Source organism: Pseudomonas sp. MT3 (assembly GCF_054720805.1).
Window position 1 is genome coordinate 116,452 of sequence record NZ_JBTVPY010000002.1, and the last position, 16,284, is coordinate 132,735.

Genomic DNA, 16,284 nt, shown 5'->3' on the forward strand with positions numbered 1-16,284 from the left:
AGCAGGACGGGGTGGAATAACCGACCGCATCAGGTCACGATCGACGGCGACCCATGCAAACACAGTTCAGGCACTCTACGACAAAAACCTACGGAAAGCGAATCTGTATAAAAAACCATAGATAGCCAGTCGCGGGATTTCTGACGAGTGGGCGCAAAGCCTTGTACCGTCGGCATCACAGCCCGCCGGAGGGCGCTCGCCTGCTACACTGCGCGACCAATGGATTCACCGGGCCTCTTTCGTGACCACCTCCGCATTTTCCAGCCTTTCCCTGTCGGCCGACCTGCTGGCAAACCTCGACTCCCTCGGCTACCGCGAGATGACTCCGATCCAGGCTGCCGCCCTGCCTGCGATCCTCAAGGGCCGCGACCTGATCGCCCAGGCCAAGACCGGCAGCGGCAAGACCGCCGCCTTCGGCATCGGCCTGCTCAGCCCGCTCAATCCGCGCTACTTCGGCTGCCAGGCGCTGGTGCTGTGCCCGACCCGCGAGTTGGCCGACCAGGTAACCAAGGAGATCCGCCGCCTGGCCCGCGCCGCCGACAACATCAAGGTGCTGACCCTCTGCGGCGGCGTGCCCTTCGGCCCGCAGATCGGCTCGCTGGAGCACGGCGCCCACGTGGTGGTCGGCACCCCGGGCCGGGTGCAGGAGCACCTGCGCCGCGGCACCCTGAAACTCGACGGCCTGAACACCCTGGTGCTCGACGAAGCCGACCGCATGCTCGACATGGGCTTCTACGACAGCATCGCCGACATCATCGGCCAACTGCCCGCGCGCCGGCAGACCCTGCTGTTCTCCGCCACCTACCCCGAAGGCATCGGCCAGTTGGCGGCGAAGTTCCTGAAGAATCCCGAGCGCGTGGAAGTGGAAGCGCTGCACGACGACAGCCAGATCGAACAGCACTTCTATGAGATCGATCCGAAGCAACGCTTCGATGCGGTCGTACGCCTGCTTCAGCATTTCCGCCCGCAATCCTGCGTCGCCTTCTGTCATACCCGCCAGCAGTGCATGGAAGTGGTGGAGCAACTCAACGCCCGCAAGATTTCCGCCCTGGCCCTGCACGGCGACCTGGAGCAGCGCGAGCGCGACCAGGTGCTGACCCTGTTCGCCAACCGCAGTTGCAGCGTGCTGGTGGCCACCGACGTGGCCGCGCGCGGGCTGGACATCGCCGCGCTGGAAGCGGTGATCAACGTCGAACTGTCGCGCGATGCGCAGGTCCACATTCATCGGATCGGTCGCAGCGGTCGTGCCGGCGAAAAGGGCCTGGCGCTGTCGCTGGTCACCCCCGCCGAAGCCAGCCGCGCGCAGGCCATCGAAGACCTGCAGGGCGCGCCGCTGAACTGGGAGCGCATCGACTTCCTCAAGGCCAACGACGCCCCACTGCTGCCGCCGATGACCACCCTGGCGATTGCCGGCGGGCGCAAGGACAAGCTGCGCCCCGGCGACATCCTCGGCGCGCTGACCGGCGACGCCGGGCTCAAGGGCACCCAGGTCGGCAAGATCGCCATCTTCGACTTCCAGGCCTTCGTCGCCGTGGAACGCGACTGCGCCAAGCAGGCGCTGAAGCACTTCAACGAAGGCAGGATCAAGGGCCGCTCGTTCAAGGCGCGCATCCTCTGACACAGCTTTTCTGTAGGAGCGAGCTTGCTCGCGAACCGCATGGCAGCGCAGCAGCCGGCGAACACTGTTCGCGAGCAAGCTCGCTCCTACGAAGAGCATCCGTGCCACACCCTGTCGCGCTCGCGATAGCCGCACCCGGAGCGTTCCGCTAGTCTGGGCGGCAGACACCCGGAAGCCTCCGACTCGCATGCCGTCCTCCCCACTGTTCCAGTCCCTGCGGCGCCTCTGGGCGCTGGACAAGTTCGCCTACAGCCTGCGGGTGTTCGTCGCCCTCAGCGGAGCCATGCTGGCGTGCTGGCTGCAAGGCCGGCCTGAGCTGGTGATCCCGCTGTTCCTCGGCGTCATCGCCAGCGCCCTGGCGGAAACCGACGACCATTGGCTCGGCCGCCTGCAGGCACTGCTGGTGACCCTGGCGTGCTTCAGCATCGCCGCGCTGGCGGTGGAGCTGCTGTTCCCCTACCCGCTCGTCTTCGTCGCCGGCCTTGCGCTCTCGACCTTTGCCATGACCCTGCTCGGCGCACTGGGCGAGCGCTACGCGGCCATCGCCTCGGCCACGCTGATCCTGTCGATCTACACCATGATCGGCGTGGACCAGCGCGGCGGCACACCCAGCGACTTCTGGCGCGAACCACTGTTGCTGGTGGCCGGCGCGCTCTGGTACGGCCTGCTTTCGGTACTGTGGAACGCGCTGTTCGCCAACCAGCCGGTGCAGCAGAGCCTGGCCAGACTGTTCCTCGAACTGGGCGAGTACCTGAAGATCAAGTCGACCCTGCTGGAGCCGCTGCGCCATCTCGACGTCGAGGCCCAGCGCCTGGCCCTGGCGCGGCAGAACGGGCGGGTGGTGGTGGCGCTCAACCAGGCCAAGGAAACCATCCTCGCACGCCTGTCCCACGGCAGGCCCGGGCCGAAGATCAGCCGCTACCTGAAGCTCTACTTCATCGCCCAGGACGTCCACGAGCGCGCCAGTTCCTCGCACTATCCATACAACCAGCTAGCCGAAACCTTCTTCCACAGCGACGTGCTGTTCCGCTGCCAGCGCCTGCTCAACCAGCAGGGCAAGGCGTGCAAGGCGCTGGCGAAAGCGATCCAGCTGCGCCAGCCGTTCGACTACAACGACAGCGAACTGGCCCTGGCCGACCTCAACGCCTCGCTGGACTACCTGCGCCAGCAGGGCAAGCCGGCCTGGCGCGGATTGCTGCGCTCCCTAGGCGCGCTGGCGGCCAACCTCACCACGCTGGACCGCAAGCTCAGCGGCGCGAGCAACCCCGACATGCTCGACGACGAGCAGGACAGCACCCTGCTCGACCGCTCGCCGCGCTCGGTCAAGGACGCGCTCGAACGTCTCCGCCTGCAGGTTTCGCCGACCTCGCTGCTGTTCCGCCACGCCCTGCGCCTGTCGCTGGCGCTGGCCGCCGGCTACGGCATGCTGCACCTGATCCACCCGACCCAGGGCTACTGGATCATGCTCACCACGGTGTTCGTCTGCCAGCCGAACTACGGCGCCACGCGCATCCGCCTGGTGCAGCGGATCCTCGGCACGCTGGTCGGACTGGTGGCCGGCTGGGCGCTGATCGACCTGTTCCCCAACCCGCTGATCCAGTCGCTGCTGGCGGTGGTCGCCGGGGTCGCCTTCTTCGCCACCCGCAGCACCCGCTACACCCTGGCGACGGCGGCGATCACCCTGCTGGTGCTGTTCTGCTTCAACCAGGTGGGCGACGGCTACGGGCTGATCCTGCCGCGCCTGTTCGACACCCTGCTCGGCGCACTGATCGCCGGCGTCGCGGTGTTCCTGGTGCTGCCCGACTGGCACGGGCGCAGCCTGCACCGCCTGGTCGGCGGCACCCTGGCGTGCAACAGCCGTTACCTGCGCGAGATCATGCAGCAGTATGCCAACGGCAAGCGCGACGACCTCGCCTACCGCACCGCCCGGCGCAACGCGCACAACGCCGACGCGACGCTCTCGACCACGTTGTCGAACATGCTGCTGGAGCCCGGCCACTTCCGGAAGGACGCGGAGATCGGCTTCCGCTTCCTGGTGCTGTCCCACACCCTGCTCAGCTACCTCTCCGCCCTCGGCGCGCACCGCGACCGCCTGCCCACGGCGCCGAGCGACACGCTGATCGGCGAAGCCGCCGAGCACCTCACCGCCAGCCTCGACGACATCGCCACGCGCCTCACCGAACGGCGCCCGGTGGCGATCTACAGCGACGAGGAAGACGCCCTGGCCCGGCGCCTGGAAGAACTCCCCGAAGAACAGGACGACGCGCACCGCCTGGTACAGACCCAGCTGGCGCTGATCTGCCGCCAGCTCACGCCGCTGCGCACCTTGGCGGCGCATCTGCTGAAGAAGGAGATCGGTACGGAGCAGACCGAGACGGCCTGAGCACTCCTTCTCTGTAGGAGCGAGCTTGCTCGCGAACCGCACGGCACCGCTGCCGCCGGGAGAGCTCATTCGCGAGCAAGCTCGCTCCTACGAAAAGCCATCCCGGCAAGCCCCAGCCCGACTGTCCGTTACAACCCATGCTCCCGCATCAACGCGTCATAACTGCCATCCGCCCGCATCGCGCGAATGGCCTCGTTGAACGCCGCGACGATCTGCGCGTGCTTCGGATTGCGCAGGCTGACCAGGATGTGCAGCCCCTTTTCCGCCAGCGGTGCCGGCAGGAACTCCAGCTCGCCCCTGACCGCCGCCAGTTCCCCGGCGAACTGGTGGCGAGCGGTGATCTCGTCCTCCAGCGTCAGGTCCACCCGCCCGGCCTGCAACATCAGCGCGGCGTTGGCGAAGCTGAGCACCGGCACCCGCCGCAACCTCGGGTCGCTGTCGAACTCGGGGGAATAGCTGTAGCCCCGCACCACGGCGATCCGGTAGGGGTACAGGTCGGCAAGGTGGGCGAAGGTGATCGGCGAGCCGCGTCGCTTGAGCAGGCGCACGCGGTTGCTCAGGTAGGACTCGGAGAAGACGCCGAATGCCTCCCGCTCCGGGCTGTACCAGGCATCCACCACCAGGTCGTACTCGCCGCCGCGCACGCCATGCAGCACGCGCGGCCAGGGCACCTCGACGTACTCGCTGGCGTAGCCGGCACGCTGCAGGGCCGCGCGCACCAGATGCACCGCCACGCCGCCGTCGGGTAGCCGGATGTCCGCATAGGGCGGCCAGCGGTCGGCGGCAACGCGCAGCACATCATCGGCGCGCGGCGCGGCACTGACGAGACACAACAGCAACAGCAGCAGGCGCAGCGGCATCGACGCTCTCATTCGGGGAAAGAATCAGGCAAGACTAGCCGCAGCCCCCGCTGGAGCGCCAACCCGGTCAGAACAGCATCGCCGCGCGCAGGCTCATGCCGCCGCCGGTCTCGGGGATCACCGTGAGGTTGTAACGGTCGCGCTCGGGCCCTTCGAGGAACAGGTTGTAGGTGAAATTGGCGAAGAAGTTACCCACCGCCATGCCCACCAGCACGTCCGTGGGATAGTGCTTGTCGCCCTCGACCCGCGCCAGCGCAGTCAGTCCGTCGAGAGTGTAGAGCCCGGCCTTGGCGGTGTAGCGCAGGGTCGGATCCATGTCGATGTAGTCCAGGTTGCGCCGGGTGAAGCTGGTGTGCACGGCGGTGACGGCGGTGTGCTTGGACGGGAAGGAATCGTCGGGAATCCCGTCGGGCCGCTCGCGCCCGGACCACTCCTTGGCCTCCTCGACGAATCCGGTCACGGCGTAGCGGTCCGCCGCCAGCAGCGCCAGGTTGCGCCCGCGCCAGCTCCATTTCTCCTCGGTATCCGCCTCCTTGGGCGCGGCGACCAGTGCGCTGAGCACGCTCAGGCCGGTGGCGAGGTTGAGCATACTGTCGGCGGCCTGGTTGGCATCGCCGCCGAACAACCAGTCGTGGTCGCTCGCCGAGCGCTGCCACTTGTGGTCCCAGTTGCCGGCGGCGATCACCGCCGCGCCGGCCACCGGGGCCCAGACGTCCGGGCTGACCACCGCGCGCTGCGCGGAGTCGCCCACGCGCGACCAGCTCATCTGAGGCGTGCCCGCGCAACCGACCAGGCCAGCGGTAACGGCCAGGGTCATGGCCGTCAGCAGGGTAGAGTTCATCATTCCCCCAGGGCGTCCATCTCGTCCTGGAATGGACGCGTCAGTGCATGAGCCCGCAACTATAGACGCTGATGCTCTGGCAGACCTTGTCTTCAGTCAGGCTTGGCGGACTTGCCGCCGGGCTCCAGCAACCCCTGGAACAGTTCGATGGGCATGGGGAAGACGATGGTGGAGTTCTTGTCGCCGGCGATCGAGCCCAGCGTCTGCATGTAGCGCAACTGCATGGCCCCGGACTGGCGGCTGAGCATCTCGGCGGCCTGCATCAGCTTCTCGGAAGCCTGCAGCTCGCCCTCGGCATGGATGACCTTGGCCCGCCGCTCCCGCTCCGCCTCGGCCTGGCGCGCGATGGCGCGGATCATCGACTCGTTGAGGTCGACGTGCTTGATCTCGACGTTGGCCACCTTGATGCCCCAGGCATCGGTCTGCGCATCGAGGACCTTCTGGATATCCATGTTGAGCCGCTCGCGCTCGGCCAGCATCTCGTCCAGCTCGTGCTTGCCCAGCACCGCGCGCAGGGTGGTCTGCGCCAACTGGCTGGTCGCGGCGAGGAAGTTCTCCACCTGGATGATCGCCCTCTGCGGATCGAGCACGCGAAAGTACACCACCGCGTTGACCTTCACCGAGACGTTGTCGCGGGAGATCACGTCCTGCGGCGGTACGTCGAGTACCACGGTACGCAGGTCGACCCGGACCATCTGCTGCACCACCGGGATCACCAGCACCAACCCCGGCCCCTTCACCTTCCAGAAGCGGCCGAGCTGGAACACCACCCCGCGCTCGTACTCACGCAGGATTCGCAACGCGCTGAGCACCAGGAACAGCAGCAGGATCAGCGCCACCAAGAGTCCGAAGGGAAAGCCCATCACACACCTCCTGAATCGTCGTTGGCCGCCACCTCCAGGCTCAGGCCGTTACGCGCCATCACCCGCACCCGCTGGCCGCAGTGCAGCGGGCGATTGGCGTGGACTTGCCACTGCTCGCCCTGCAGCACGACCCAGCCGGCGCAGGGATCATCGTCGGCCACCCACTGGATGGTCGCCAGGCTGCCCAGCAGCCCCACGGGCCCGCTGACCACCGCGCGCCGCCTGGCCTTGAGCGCCACACCGAGGATGCCGCCGATGAACAGGGCGCTGACCGTCGCCAGCGTGATCACCAGCGCCAGGGGAACGCCGAAACCCGGGGCATCGGTGTCGATCAGAATCAGCGAACCGACCACGAAGGCGACGATGCCGCCCAGCCCCAACGCGCCGAAGCTGGGCATGAAGGCCTCGCCGACCATGAAGCCCAGGCCCAACAGGATCAGCGCCACCCCGGCGTAGTTCACCGGCAGCATCTGCAGCGCATACAGCCCCAGCAGCAGGCAGATCGCTCCCAACACCCCGGGCAGCGCCATGCCGGGGTTGGCCAGTTCGAAGATCAGGCCGTAGATGCCGATCATCATCAGGATCAGCGCCACGCTGGGATCGGTGATCACCGCCAGCAACCGGGTCCGCCAGTCCGGCTCGCGCTGAAGCAACGCCGCACCGGCCACCTCCAGGCGCACATCGCGACCGTCGACGCTGACACTGCGGCCATCGATCATGGTCAGCAGCATCGGAATGTCCGGCGCCACCCCATCCACGACCTTCTGCTTCAGCGCCTCGTCCGCCGCCAGGCTGACCGCCTCGCGCACCGCGCGCTCGGCCCACTCCGCGTTGCGACCGCGCAGTTGCGCCAGGCCACGGATGTAGGCCGCGGCATCGTTGATCTGCTTGCGCTCGAGCGTGTCCGTCCCGGTATCGGGCTTGTCGGCGGACTTGTCCTGCGGCTTTTCCGCATCCGGCATGCCGATCCGTATCGGCGTCGCCGCGCCCAGGTTGGTGCCCGGCGCCATCGCGGCGACGTGGCAGGCGTAGAGAATGTAGGTCCCGGCACTGGCGGCGCGTGCGCCGCCGGGAGCGACGTAGCCCGCCACCGGCACCGGGCTCGTCAGGATCGCCTTGACGATGCTGCGCATGGCGCTGTCCAGCCCGCCGGGGGTGTCCATGCGCAGGACCACCAGCGCCGCGCCCTCGTCGGCGGCACGGCTGATGCCGCGCACCACGTAGTCGGCGCTGGCCGGGCCGATGGCGCCGTCCAGGTCAAGCACCACCACCGTGGGAGCCGCCAGCACCCCGCCTGCGCCAAGCAGCAGGAAACAGGCGAAAAGGCGAAGCAGCCTCGACATGGCGCCTCCCCGGCCGAAGCCGGTGGGCGTCGCGGCGAATGAATGAACGACGCCCTTCCCTAAGCATAGCTCCCCGGCCCGACCTCCCGCCGGAAACGAAAAACCCCGCCGAAGCGGGGTTTTCCAGATGCAGCGGGAATCAGCCCTTGAAGACGTCTTCCACGGACTGCAGCGGGTAGTGCGCCGGGTACGGCAGGGTCGCCACACCGGTCTCGATGGCGGCCTTGGCCACCGCGTCGGAAACGACGGTGATCAGGCGCTTGTCCATCGGTTTCGGAATGATGTACTCGCGGCCGAACTCCAGGGCGCTCACGCCGTAGGCGTCGCACACGTCCTTGGGTACCGGCTGCTTGGCCAGGTCACGCAGGGCCAGGGCGGCGGCGATCTTCATTTCTTCGTTGATGCGGGTGGCGCGTACGTCCAGGGCACCGCGGAAGATGAAGGGGAAGCCCAGTACGTTGTTCACCTGGTTCGGGTAGTCCGAACGGCCGGTGGCCATGATCACGTCATTGCGGGTGGCGTGGGCCAGTTCCGGCTGAATTTCCGGGTCCGGGTTGGAGCAGGCGAAGACGATCGGGTTCGGCGCCATGCGGGCGAGGTCTTCAGCGCTGAGCAGGTTGGCGCCGGACAGGCCGACGAATACGTCGGCGCCCTCCAGGGCGTCGGACAGGGTGCGCTTGTCGGTCTCGCTGGCGAACACGGCCTTGTACTGGTTCAGGTCGTTGCGGCCAGCGTGGATCACACCCTGGCGGTCGATCATGTAGATGTTCTCGACCTTGGCGCCCATGCTCACCAGCAGCTTCATGCAGGAGATGGCGGCGGCGCCGGCGCCCAGGCAGACGATCTTCGCGGTTTCCAGCTTCTTGCCGGCGATTTCCAGGGCGTTGAGCATGCCGGCGGCGGTGACGATGGCGGTGCCGTGCTGGTCATCGTGGAACACCGGGATGTCGCACTGTTCGATCAGCGCGCGCTCGATCTCGAAGCACTCGGGCGACTTGATGTCTTCCAGGTTGATGCCGCCGAAGGTGATGGAGATGCGCTTGACGGTATCGATGAAGGCCTGCGGGCTTTCGGCGTCGACTTCGATGTCGAACACGTCGACACCGGCGAAGCGCTTGAACAGCACGCCCTTGCCTTCCATGACCGGCTTGGAGGCCAGCGGGCCGAGGTTGCCCAGGCCGAGAATGGCGGTGCCGTCGGAAATGACCGCGACCAGGTTGCCCTTGCCGGTGTACTTGAAGGCCAGTTCCGGATCACGCGCGATTTCGCGCACCGGCTCGGCGACACCCGGGCTGTACGCCAGCGACAGGTCGCGGGCGGTGGCGGTCGGCTTGGTCAGCTCGACGCTCAGTTTACCGGGGCGGGGTTGGGCGTGATATTCGAGGGCAGCGGTCTTGAGATCAGACATTTGGGCACTTCCGCTTTTGTTGCTTGTTGGACAGACGGGGGTCCGAGCATACGCAGAAAGCCCGCACCTGCCAAGGTAGCCCAAGCCCCTGCTGTCAAGACCTCTAGCGTACGACCTTTAGCCAATCACCAGATTTTGGCTGGCCAATTGGATACAAGTCATTCAATAAGCGTATACGATTTATCGCGTCAGATTCCAGCCCCGGCCCCGCTTTCGCAAACTCCTCGACAGTCTGCCCGGATTTGACCTGAACGACGTCGATCCTGCGCGGTTGTGCGAGTTTTTTCTCATCGGCGCGCATCGGCCGGAAGCTGCGGATCACCTGCAGGAACTGGTCGTCCACTGTCTCCAGGGACGCGCGGCCTTTGACCGCACCGACGAACAGGTAGGCACGCTCCTTCTGGTAGATCACCGCGACGCGGCGCGCCGGCGAACCGGGCACTACGCCGGTGGCGACGTCCAGGCCGGCCTGCTTGAAACTCTCCTCGCCCGCCAGGCGGCCGCCCGCGCCCTTGCGCAGGAACTCCGCCGGGGTCAGTTGGCCATCGCGCTGCACCAGCTTCATACCGATATAGGCCTGCTGGTCGGCGGTGAAGCCCACCAGGGCGGTCGGCTGGTTGAGAATGCCCCAGCCCGCCGGGTAGCTGAGGGTGAAGTCCAGCTCCGAATGGTAGAAGGTCTGTCCGCGACGGATGCCGCTGGACGCCGAGTCGCCGAACGGCATGCCGTCGATGGCCTTCAGGTAACGCTCGGCGCCGACTTCCTGCTGGCCGCCGGCCAGGGCCTGAGCGGGGCCGACCACCTGCTTGAGGCGCTGGTCGTTGTCCGGGTGGGTGTCGAAAAGGCCGTGGTAGCCGACCGGCTGAGCCGCCTGCCCCTTGCGCACGGCTTCGTCGCGGGCGAAGTCTTCCTGGTTTTTCAGCACCCGCACCACCTGGATCATCGCGGTCGGATCGTAGCCGGCGCGGGCCAGGTACTTGGCGCCCAGGCCGTCGGCTTCCAGCTCCATGTCGCGGCCGTAGCCGCGCACGAAGGCGGTGCCGAGCACGTTGGTCAGGTCGGCGGCGGCGCCAACCCCGGTGCCGATGGCCACGGCCTGGCCGAGGATGTTCCAGGCGCTGGACTGGCTCTGCTGGCGCACGCTGTGACGGGCAGTGACGTGGCCGACCTCGTGGCCGAGCACGGCGGCCAGCTCCGCTTCCGAGCCCAGGTAGGCCATAAGGCCGCGATGGATGTAGACGTAGCCGCCGGGCAGGGCGAAGGCGTTGATGTCGGGCGTATCGATGACGGTGAAGTGGTATTGCAGGTTGGGCCGGTCGCCGGCGCGGGCGACCCGTTCGCCGACCTGCTGCACGTAGGCCTGCAGCTTCTCGTCCTCGTAGCGCGGGTACTGCTTGAGGATTTCCTGGCTGTATTTCTGCCCCATGTCCAGCTCGCTCTGCTCGCTCATCATCACGAAGTCAGACTTGCCGGTGGCCGGGTTGGTGGCGCAGCCGCCAAGGACACCGAGCAGCGCCAGCACGGCCAGGGTTCCGAACGAACGCACACTCATGGCAATACCTCCATCATCGCCGGGTCGGTCAAAGGCAGCATCCAGCGTGCCTGTCCAGAATTGATTGCACCGCGCTCGGACCGGTCGATCACCCAGCCACGCGCTTCCACGTGTCGACCGCGCAGCTCACGCAGGGTTGCATCGCCGAAACGCTTCACCAGCCGCGGAGCGATGCGCAGCACCAGCGGACCGTCGAGATCGATCCACAGGCCGCCGCCATTACGTTGCACCTGTTCGACCCGACCGCGAACCACGGCAAAGCCGCTTTCGTGAAGTTGCTGCGCCGTTTGAACCGGCGAACGCTTCCACAGTCCCTGCCCGGCATTGCGCGCCTCGCGCTCGGCCATTTGCTGGCAGGCGGTGAGATCGGTATTCGGAGCAATAGCTACAAGGTAGCCCAAGCCCTCGGCCAGCAGCCGGGACTCCAGGTTGTTGCCGCGCGAATCGTAGACGTGGGCCAGGGTGCGGCCGTACTTGTCCTTGCCCTGCCGGCCGGCAACCAGGCCGACCTCGCCGTCATTGGCCGCTACCAGCGCCTGCAACCGGCGCTGCGCGGCGACGGCGAAAGGCTCTTCCGGGCGACCGCGATGGGCCAGCTCCGGGGCGTTCACGCCAATCAGGCGCACACTGCGGCCGTCGGCCAGCTTCAGCGTGTCGCCATCCACCACCCGCGCCACGCGCACCGTTTCGGGCGATCCGGGCTTCGGACAGGCAGCGGCCGACACGTCCGCGACCAGGCAGACGGCCACAAAAAAGGCGCCCACCAGGGACGCCTTTTTCGGGATGCCGTGAAAAACCATCGAGGGCCTTTCCCGGAAATCGATCTTACTTCTTGCCACCGAACATGGCGAAACGCTGGTTGAAGCGATCGATACGGCCGCCGGTGTCGACGACTTTCTGCTTGCCGGTGTAGAACGGGTGGCACTCGGAGCAGACGTCCAGGTGGATGCTCTTGCACAGGGTCGAACGGGTCTTGATCACGTTGCCGCAGCTGCAGGTAGCTTCGATGTCTTCGTAAGCGGGATGGATTTCCGGTTTCATGATGTCTTCTCTCTGGTTGGTGTGCCGCCACCCAGTCTCTGTCAGAAGCCGAGCCACGGTCATCGAGGACCGCAGGCGGGATCTTTACCGGGCACCGCACAAATTAAGGGCGTGGATCATACCAGAGCTGTTTTTCCACGCAAGTCAAGCCTCGACCGATCGTCGCCGGGTGCTAAGATCGCCGCTCCCCGCCGCTCCGGAATCCGCCGCGTGCCTTCACCGTCCATCCTGCGCCTCGCCCTGCCCTCGCCGCTGCGCCGCCTGTTCGACTACCTGCCCCCGCGCGGGGTCGACGTAGCGCGCCTGCAGGCGGGCGTGCGGCTGCGCGTGCCGTTCGGCCGGCGCGAGATGGTCGGCGTGCTGGTGGACAAGGTGGAAACCTCCGAGGTGCCGGCGGACAAGCTGCGCCCGGCGCTCGCCGTGCTCGACCGCGAGCCGCCGATGCCGGCGCACCTGCTGGAGCTGTGCCGCTGGACGGCGCAGTACTACCAGCACAGCCTGGGCGACACCCTCTCCTGGGCGCTGCCCAACCTGCTGCGCCAGGGCGACCCGGCCGAGGCGCGGCAGCAGCGTTTCTGGCACGCCGAACCGGGCGCCCGCGAGGAAGACCCGCGCCTGGCTCGCGCGCCGCGCCAGCGCGAGACGCTGAAGATCCTCAAGCAGCATCCCCACGGCGTCGCCCACGACCTGCTCAGCCAGTTGCAGATCAACAAGGACAGCCTCGACCTGCTGCAGGAAAAAGGCCTGGTCTCCCTGGAAGTGCGCGTGCACAGCGTGCCGCCGCACCACGGCCCGTGGCTGGCACAGGCGGAACTGCCGCTGAACAGTGAACAGCGCGCGGCCTACGAATCGGTGCGCGCCGGTTTCGGCAGCTTCCACAGCTTCCTCCTGGCCGGGGTCACCGGCAGCGGCAAGACCGAGGTCTACCTGCAGCTGATCCGCGAGACCCTGGAGGCCGGCAAGCAGGCGCTGGTGCTGATCCCCGAGATCAACCTCGGCCCGCAGACCCTCTCCCGCTTCGAGCGCCGCTTCAACGCGCGCATCGCCCTGCTGCACTCCGCGCTGACCGACCGCGAGCGCCTCGACGCCTGGCTGGCCGCCCGCGACGGCGAGGCGGACATCGTCATCGGCACCCGCTCGGCGCTGTTCACCCCGCTGAAGAATCCGGGGCTGATCATCATCGACGAGGAACACGACGCTTCCTATAAACAGCAGGAGGGCCTGCGCTACCACGCCCGCGACCTGGCCATGGTACGCGCGCGGCTGGAGAACGTGCCGATCCTGCTCGGCTCGGCCACCCCCGCGCTGGAGAGCCTGCACAACGCCCAGAGTGGCCGCTACGGCCTGCTGCGCCTGACCCAGCGCGCCGGCGGCGCGCACCAGCCGAAGTTCCACCGCCTGGATGTGAAGAGCCTGCCGCTGGATTCGGGCATCTCCATGCCGCTGCAACGCTCGATCAAGGAAACCCTGGCCGCCGGCCAACAGGTGCTGGTCTATCTGAACCGCCGCGGCTTCGCCCCGACCCTGCTGTGCCACGACTGTGGCTGGATCAGCCAGTGCCCGCGCTGCGACGCGCGGATGACGGTGCACCAGGGCAGCGGCGAACTGCGCTGCCACCACTGCGACCACCGCGAGCGGCCGCCGCGCAACTGCCCGAAATGCGGCACCGTGGACCTGCGCCCGGTCGGCGCCGGCACCGAGCGCGCCGAAGAACGCCTGCGCATCCTCTTCCCGGACTACCCGGTGCTGCGCATCGACCGCGACAGCACCTCGCGCAAGCACGCCATGCGCGACCTGTTCGCCACTATCAATAAAGGCGAGCCGTGCATCCTGGTCGGCACGCAGATGCTCGCCAAGGGGCACCATTTCCCGCGCGTCACCCTGGTGGCGATCCTCGATGCCGACGGCGGGCTGTTCTCCGCCGACTTCCGCGCCAGCGAGCGCATGGCCCAGCAGATCGTCCAGGTCGCCGGCCGCGCCGGGCGCGCCGAGGAGCCGGGCCGCGTACTGATCCAGACCCACCTGGCCGACCACCCATTGCTGGTACAGCTCACCGAGCAAGGCTACTTCGCCTTCGCCGACCAGGCCCTCACCGAGCGCCGCTCCGCCGGCCTGCCGCCCTTCTCGCACCTCGCCCTGCTGCGCGCCGAGGCGCACAAGCCGGGGCAGGCCGAAGGCTTCCTCGACGAAGCCTGCGCCGAGGCCGAACGCCTACAGGCGACCCTCGGCCACGACGTGGAACTCCTCGGCCCGGTGCCGGCGCCCATGGAGCGCCGCGCCAGCCGCTACCGCGCGCAACTGCTGCTGATGAGCACCGCCCGCGCACCACTGCACCGCCTGCTGACACCCTGGCTGCAGACACTCGAAGGCATGCCCAGCGGACGCCAGGTGCGCTGGTCGCTGGACGTGGACCCGATCGACCTGTTCTGACAGATGCTCCGCACGGATAAACCGTCCAGGCTTGCGCATCCGTCCTACATTGACTTCCATCAGCCGCGACGGATGGCACAGCGGCGAGACTGAACAAGGAGCGCTCCGCGGTTGGCAAGCCATGCCCGGCCACGGATAATGCGCGGTTCTGAGCCCGATAACCGGTCGCGCGCGCCGGATGCGCGCGAGCACGGAGAAAACCATGAAAGACACGATTCGCCACCTGATCCAGCAAGCCCTTGTCAGCCTCACCGAAGACGGCACGCTGCCGGCCGGCCTGACGCCCGACATCCAGGTGGAGAACACCAAGGACCGAACCCACGGTGACTTCGCCAGCAACATCGCCATGATGCTGGCCAAGCCGGCCGGCATGAAGCCGCGCGACCTCGCCACCCAGTTGGTCGCCGCCCTGCCGCAGAGCCCGGAAGTGGCCAAGGTCGAGATCGCCGGCCCCGGCTTCCTGAACTTCTTCCAGGACCAGGCCTGGCTCGCCGCCAGCCTCGACAAGGCCCTGGCCGACGGCCAGATCGGCGTACGCAAGGCCGGTGCGGCCCAGCGCGTGGTGGTGGACCTGTCCTCGCCGAACCTGGCAAAGGAGATGCACGTCGGCCACCTGCGCTCGACCATCATCGGCGACGCCGTCAGCCGCGTGCTGGAGTTCCTCGGCGACACCGTGATCCGCCAGAACCACGTGGGCGACTGGGGCACCCAGTTCGGCATGCTGCTGGCCTACCTGGAAGAACAACCGGTGGACGCCCAGGCCGAGCTGCACGACCTGGAAGTCTTCTACCGCGCCGCCAAGAAGCGCTTCGACGAGTCCCCCGAGTTCGCCGACCGCGCCCGTGAGCTGGTGGTCAAGCTGCAGGCCAACGATCCCAAGTGCATGGCCCTGTGGACCCGTTTCAACGACATCTCCCTGTCGCACTGCCAGAAGGTCTACGACCTGCTGGGCGTGAAGCTGAGCATGGCCGACGTGAAAGGCGAGAGCGCCTACAACGACGACCTCGCGCAGGTGGTGGCCGACCTTACCGCCAAGGGCCTGCTGGTCGAGAGCGACGGCGCCCTGTGCGTGTTCCTCGATGAGTTCAAGAACGCCGAAGGCGAGCCGTTGCCGGTGATCGTGCAGAAGGCCGGCGGCGGCTACCTCTACGCCACTACCGACCTCGCCGCCATGCGCTACCGCCACAAGGTGCTGCATGCCGACCGCGTGCTGTACTTCGTCGACCAGCGCCAGGCCCTGCACTTCCAGCAGGTGTTCGAAGTGGCCCGCCGCGCCGGCTTCGTCCCGGCCAGCATGGACCTGGAGCACATGGGCTTCGGCACCATGAACGGCGCCGACGGCAAGCCGTTCAAGACCCGTGACGGCGGCACCGTGAAGCTGATCGACCTGCTGATCGAGGCCGAAGAGCGCGCCTATACCCTGGTGAAGGGCAAGAACCCCGACTTCAGCGAGCAGGACCTGCGCCAGATCGCCCACGCCGTCGGTATCGGCGCGGTGAAGTACGCCGACCTGTCCAAGCACCGCACCAGCGACTACAGCTTCAACTTCGACCTGATGCTGTGCTTCGAGGGCAACACCGCGCCGTACCTGCTGTATGCATACACCCGCGTGGCGAGCATCTTCCGCAAGCTGGGCAAGGGTTATGACGAAGTGGGCGGCAGGATCAATCTGCAGCAGCCCCAGGAAATCGCCCTGGCCGCGCAACTGGCGCAGTTCGCCGACCTGCTCAACAACGTCGCTGTGAAGGGTGTGCCGCACATCCTCTGCGCCTACCTGTACGAGCTGGCCGGCCTGTTCTCCAGCTTCTACGAGCACTGCCCGATCCTCACCGCCGAAGACCCGGCGCAACAGGAAAGCCGCCTGCGCCTCGCCGCGCTGACCGGCCGCACCCTCAAGCAGGGCCTGGAGCTGCTGGGCCTGGAAACCCTGGAGCGCATGTAAGCC

The 16,284-nt window shown here is 67.3% G+C and carries 12 protein-coding genes; 4 read left to right on the top strand and 8 right to left on the bottom strand.

What is annotated here, in order from left to right:
- Positions 1–241 precede the first annotated feature (241 nt).
- Together dbpA and yccS are read left to right on the top strand one after the other, a co-directional pair.
- Positions 242–1,618: an ATP-dependent RNA helicase DbpA gene (gene dbpA, locus ACYCAX_RS02375; protein WP_460247353.1), complete on the top strand. Its 1,377-nt coding sequence runs from the start codon at positions 242–244 to the stop codon at positions 1,616–1,618.
- 187 nt (positions 1,619–1,805) lie between these two features.
- Positions 1,806–4,001, top strand: a complete 2,196-nt coding sequence (gene yccS / locus ACYCAX_RS02380; protein WP_460247354.1) for a YccS family putative transporter — start codon at positions 1,806–1,808, stop codon at positions 3,999–4,001.
- A gap of 128 nt (positions 4,002–4,129) precedes the next feature.
- Here the strand turns inward: yccS and ACYCAX_RS02385 are convergent, their stop codons facing one another.
- The 8 genes from ACYCAX_RS02385 to rpmE all read right to left on the bottom strand — a co-directional run bounded on the left by ACYCAX_RS02385 (position 4,130) and on the right by rpmE (position 11,909).
- Positions 4,130–4,861, bottom strand: coding sequence for a substrate-binding periplasmic protein (locus tag ACYCAX_RS02385; protein ID WP_294977414.1), 732 nt, complete (start codon positions 4,859–4,861; stop codon positions 4,130–4,132).
- Between the two features lie 67 nt (positions 4,862–4,928).
- A complete protein-coding gene (locus tag ACYCAX_RS02390; RefSeq protein WP_460247355.1) occupies positions 4,929–5,705 on the bottom strand; it encodes a phosphatase PAP2 family protein in 777 nt (258 codons plus the stop codon).
- Between the two features lie 89 nt (positions 5,706–5,794).
- Complete coding sequence (locus ACYCAX_RS02395) at positions 5,795–6,565, bottom strand: slipin family protein (RefSeq protein ID WP_041711687.1); 771 nt, start codon at positions 6,563–6,565, stop codon at positions 5,795–5,797.
- The gene (locus tag ACYCAX_RS02400; protein WP_294977412.1) at positions 6,565–7,908 is read right to left on the bottom strand and encodes an NfeD family protein; all 1,344 of its coding nucleotides are present in this window, start codon (positions 7,906–7,908) and stop codon (positions 6,565–6,567) included. Before ACYCAX_RS02400 ends, ACYCAX_RS02395 begins: the two co-directional genes overlap by 1 nt.
- A 139-nt stretch (positions 7,909–8,047) precedes the next feature.
- Positions 8,048–9,316, bottom strand: a complete 1,269-nt coding sequence (locus tag ACYCAX_RS02405; protein WP_015475186.1) for a malic enzyme-like NAD(P)-binding protein — start codon at positions 9,314–9,316, stop codon at positions 8,048–8,050.
- Positions 9,317–9,419: 103 nt separating this feature from the next.
- Entirely contained in the window at positions 9,420–10,868 is a 1,449-nt protein-coding gene (locus tag ACYCAX_RS02410; protein ID WP_460247356.1) for a M48 family metalloprotease, read from the bottom strand.
- Positions 10,865–11,668: a thermonuclease family protein gene (locus tag ACYCAX_RS02415; protein WP_460247357.1), complete on the bottom strand. Its 804-nt coding sequence runs from the start codon at positions 11,666–11,668 to the stop codon at positions 10,865–10,867. The genes ACYCAX_RS02410 and ACYCAX_RS02415 overlap by 4 nt, the downstream gene beginning before the upstream one ends.
- 25 nt (positions 11,669–11,693) lie before the next feature.
- On the bottom strand, positions 11,694–11,909 hold the full coding sequence (gene rpmE, locus ACYCAX_RS02420; protein WP_015475183.1) for a 50S ribosomal protein L31: 216 nt from the start codon (positions 11,907–11,909) through the stop codon (positions 11,694–11,696).
- Positions 11,910–12,119: 210 nt separating this feature from the next.
- Between rpmE and ACYCAX_RS02425 the strand changes: the two genes are divergently transcribed.
- Positions 12,120–14,339, top strand: coding sequence for a primosomal protein N' (locus tag ACYCAX_RS02425; protein ID WP_460247358.1), 2,220 nt, complete (start codon positions 12,120–12,122; stop codon positions 14,337–14,339).
- 202 nt (positions 14,340–14,541) lie between these two features.
- Complete coding sequence (argS, locus tag ACYCAX_RS02430; protein WP_460247359.1) at positions 14,542–16,281, top strand: arginine--tRNA ligase; 1,740 nt, start codon at positions 14,542–14,544, stop codon at positions 16,279–16,281.
- Positions 16,282–16,284 lie beyond the last annotated feature (3 nt).

Coding starts and splice junctions, on each gene's coding strand:
- ACYCAX_RS02385 (WP_294977414.1), bottom strand. CDS start 4,861: ATGCCGCTGCGCCTGCTGCTGTTGCTGTTGTGTCTCGTCAGTGCCGCG.
- ACYCAX_RS02400 (WP_294977412.1), bottom strand. CDS start 7,908: ATGTCGAGGCTGCTTCGCCTTTTCGCCTGTTTCCTGCTGCTTGGCGCA.
- ACYCAX_RS02405 (WP_015475186.1), bottom strand. CDS start 9,316: ATGTCTGATCTCAAGACCGCTGCCCTCGAATATCACGCCCAACCCCGC.
- ACYCAX_RS02415 (WP_460247357.1), bottom strand. CDS start 11,668: ATGGTTTTTCACGGCATCCCGAAAAAGGCGTCCCTGGTGGGCGCCTTT.
- ACYCAX_RS02410 (WP_460247356.1), bottom strand. CDS start 10,868: ATGAGTGTGCGTTCGTTCGGAACCCTGGCCGTGCTGGCGCTGCTCGGT.
- yccS (WP_460247354.1), top strand. CDS start 1,806: ATGCCGTCCTCCCCACTGTTCCAGTCCCTGCGGCGCCTCTGGGCGCTG.
- rpmE (WP_015475183.1), bottom strand. CDS start 11,909: ATGAAACCGGAAATCCATCCCGCTTACGAAGACATCGAAGCTACCTGC.
- argS (WP_460247359.1), top strand. CDS start 14,542: ATGAAAGACACGATTCGCCACCTGATCCAGCAAGCCCTTGTCAGCCTC.
- ACYCAX_RS02390 (WP_460247355.1), bottom strand. CDS start 5,705: ATGATGAACTCTACCCTGCTGACGGCCATGACCCTGGCCGTTACCGCT.
- ACYCAX_RS02395 (WP_041711687.1), bottom strand. CDS start 6,565: ATGGGCTTTCCCTTCGGACTCTTGGTGGCGCTGATCCTGCTGCTGTTC.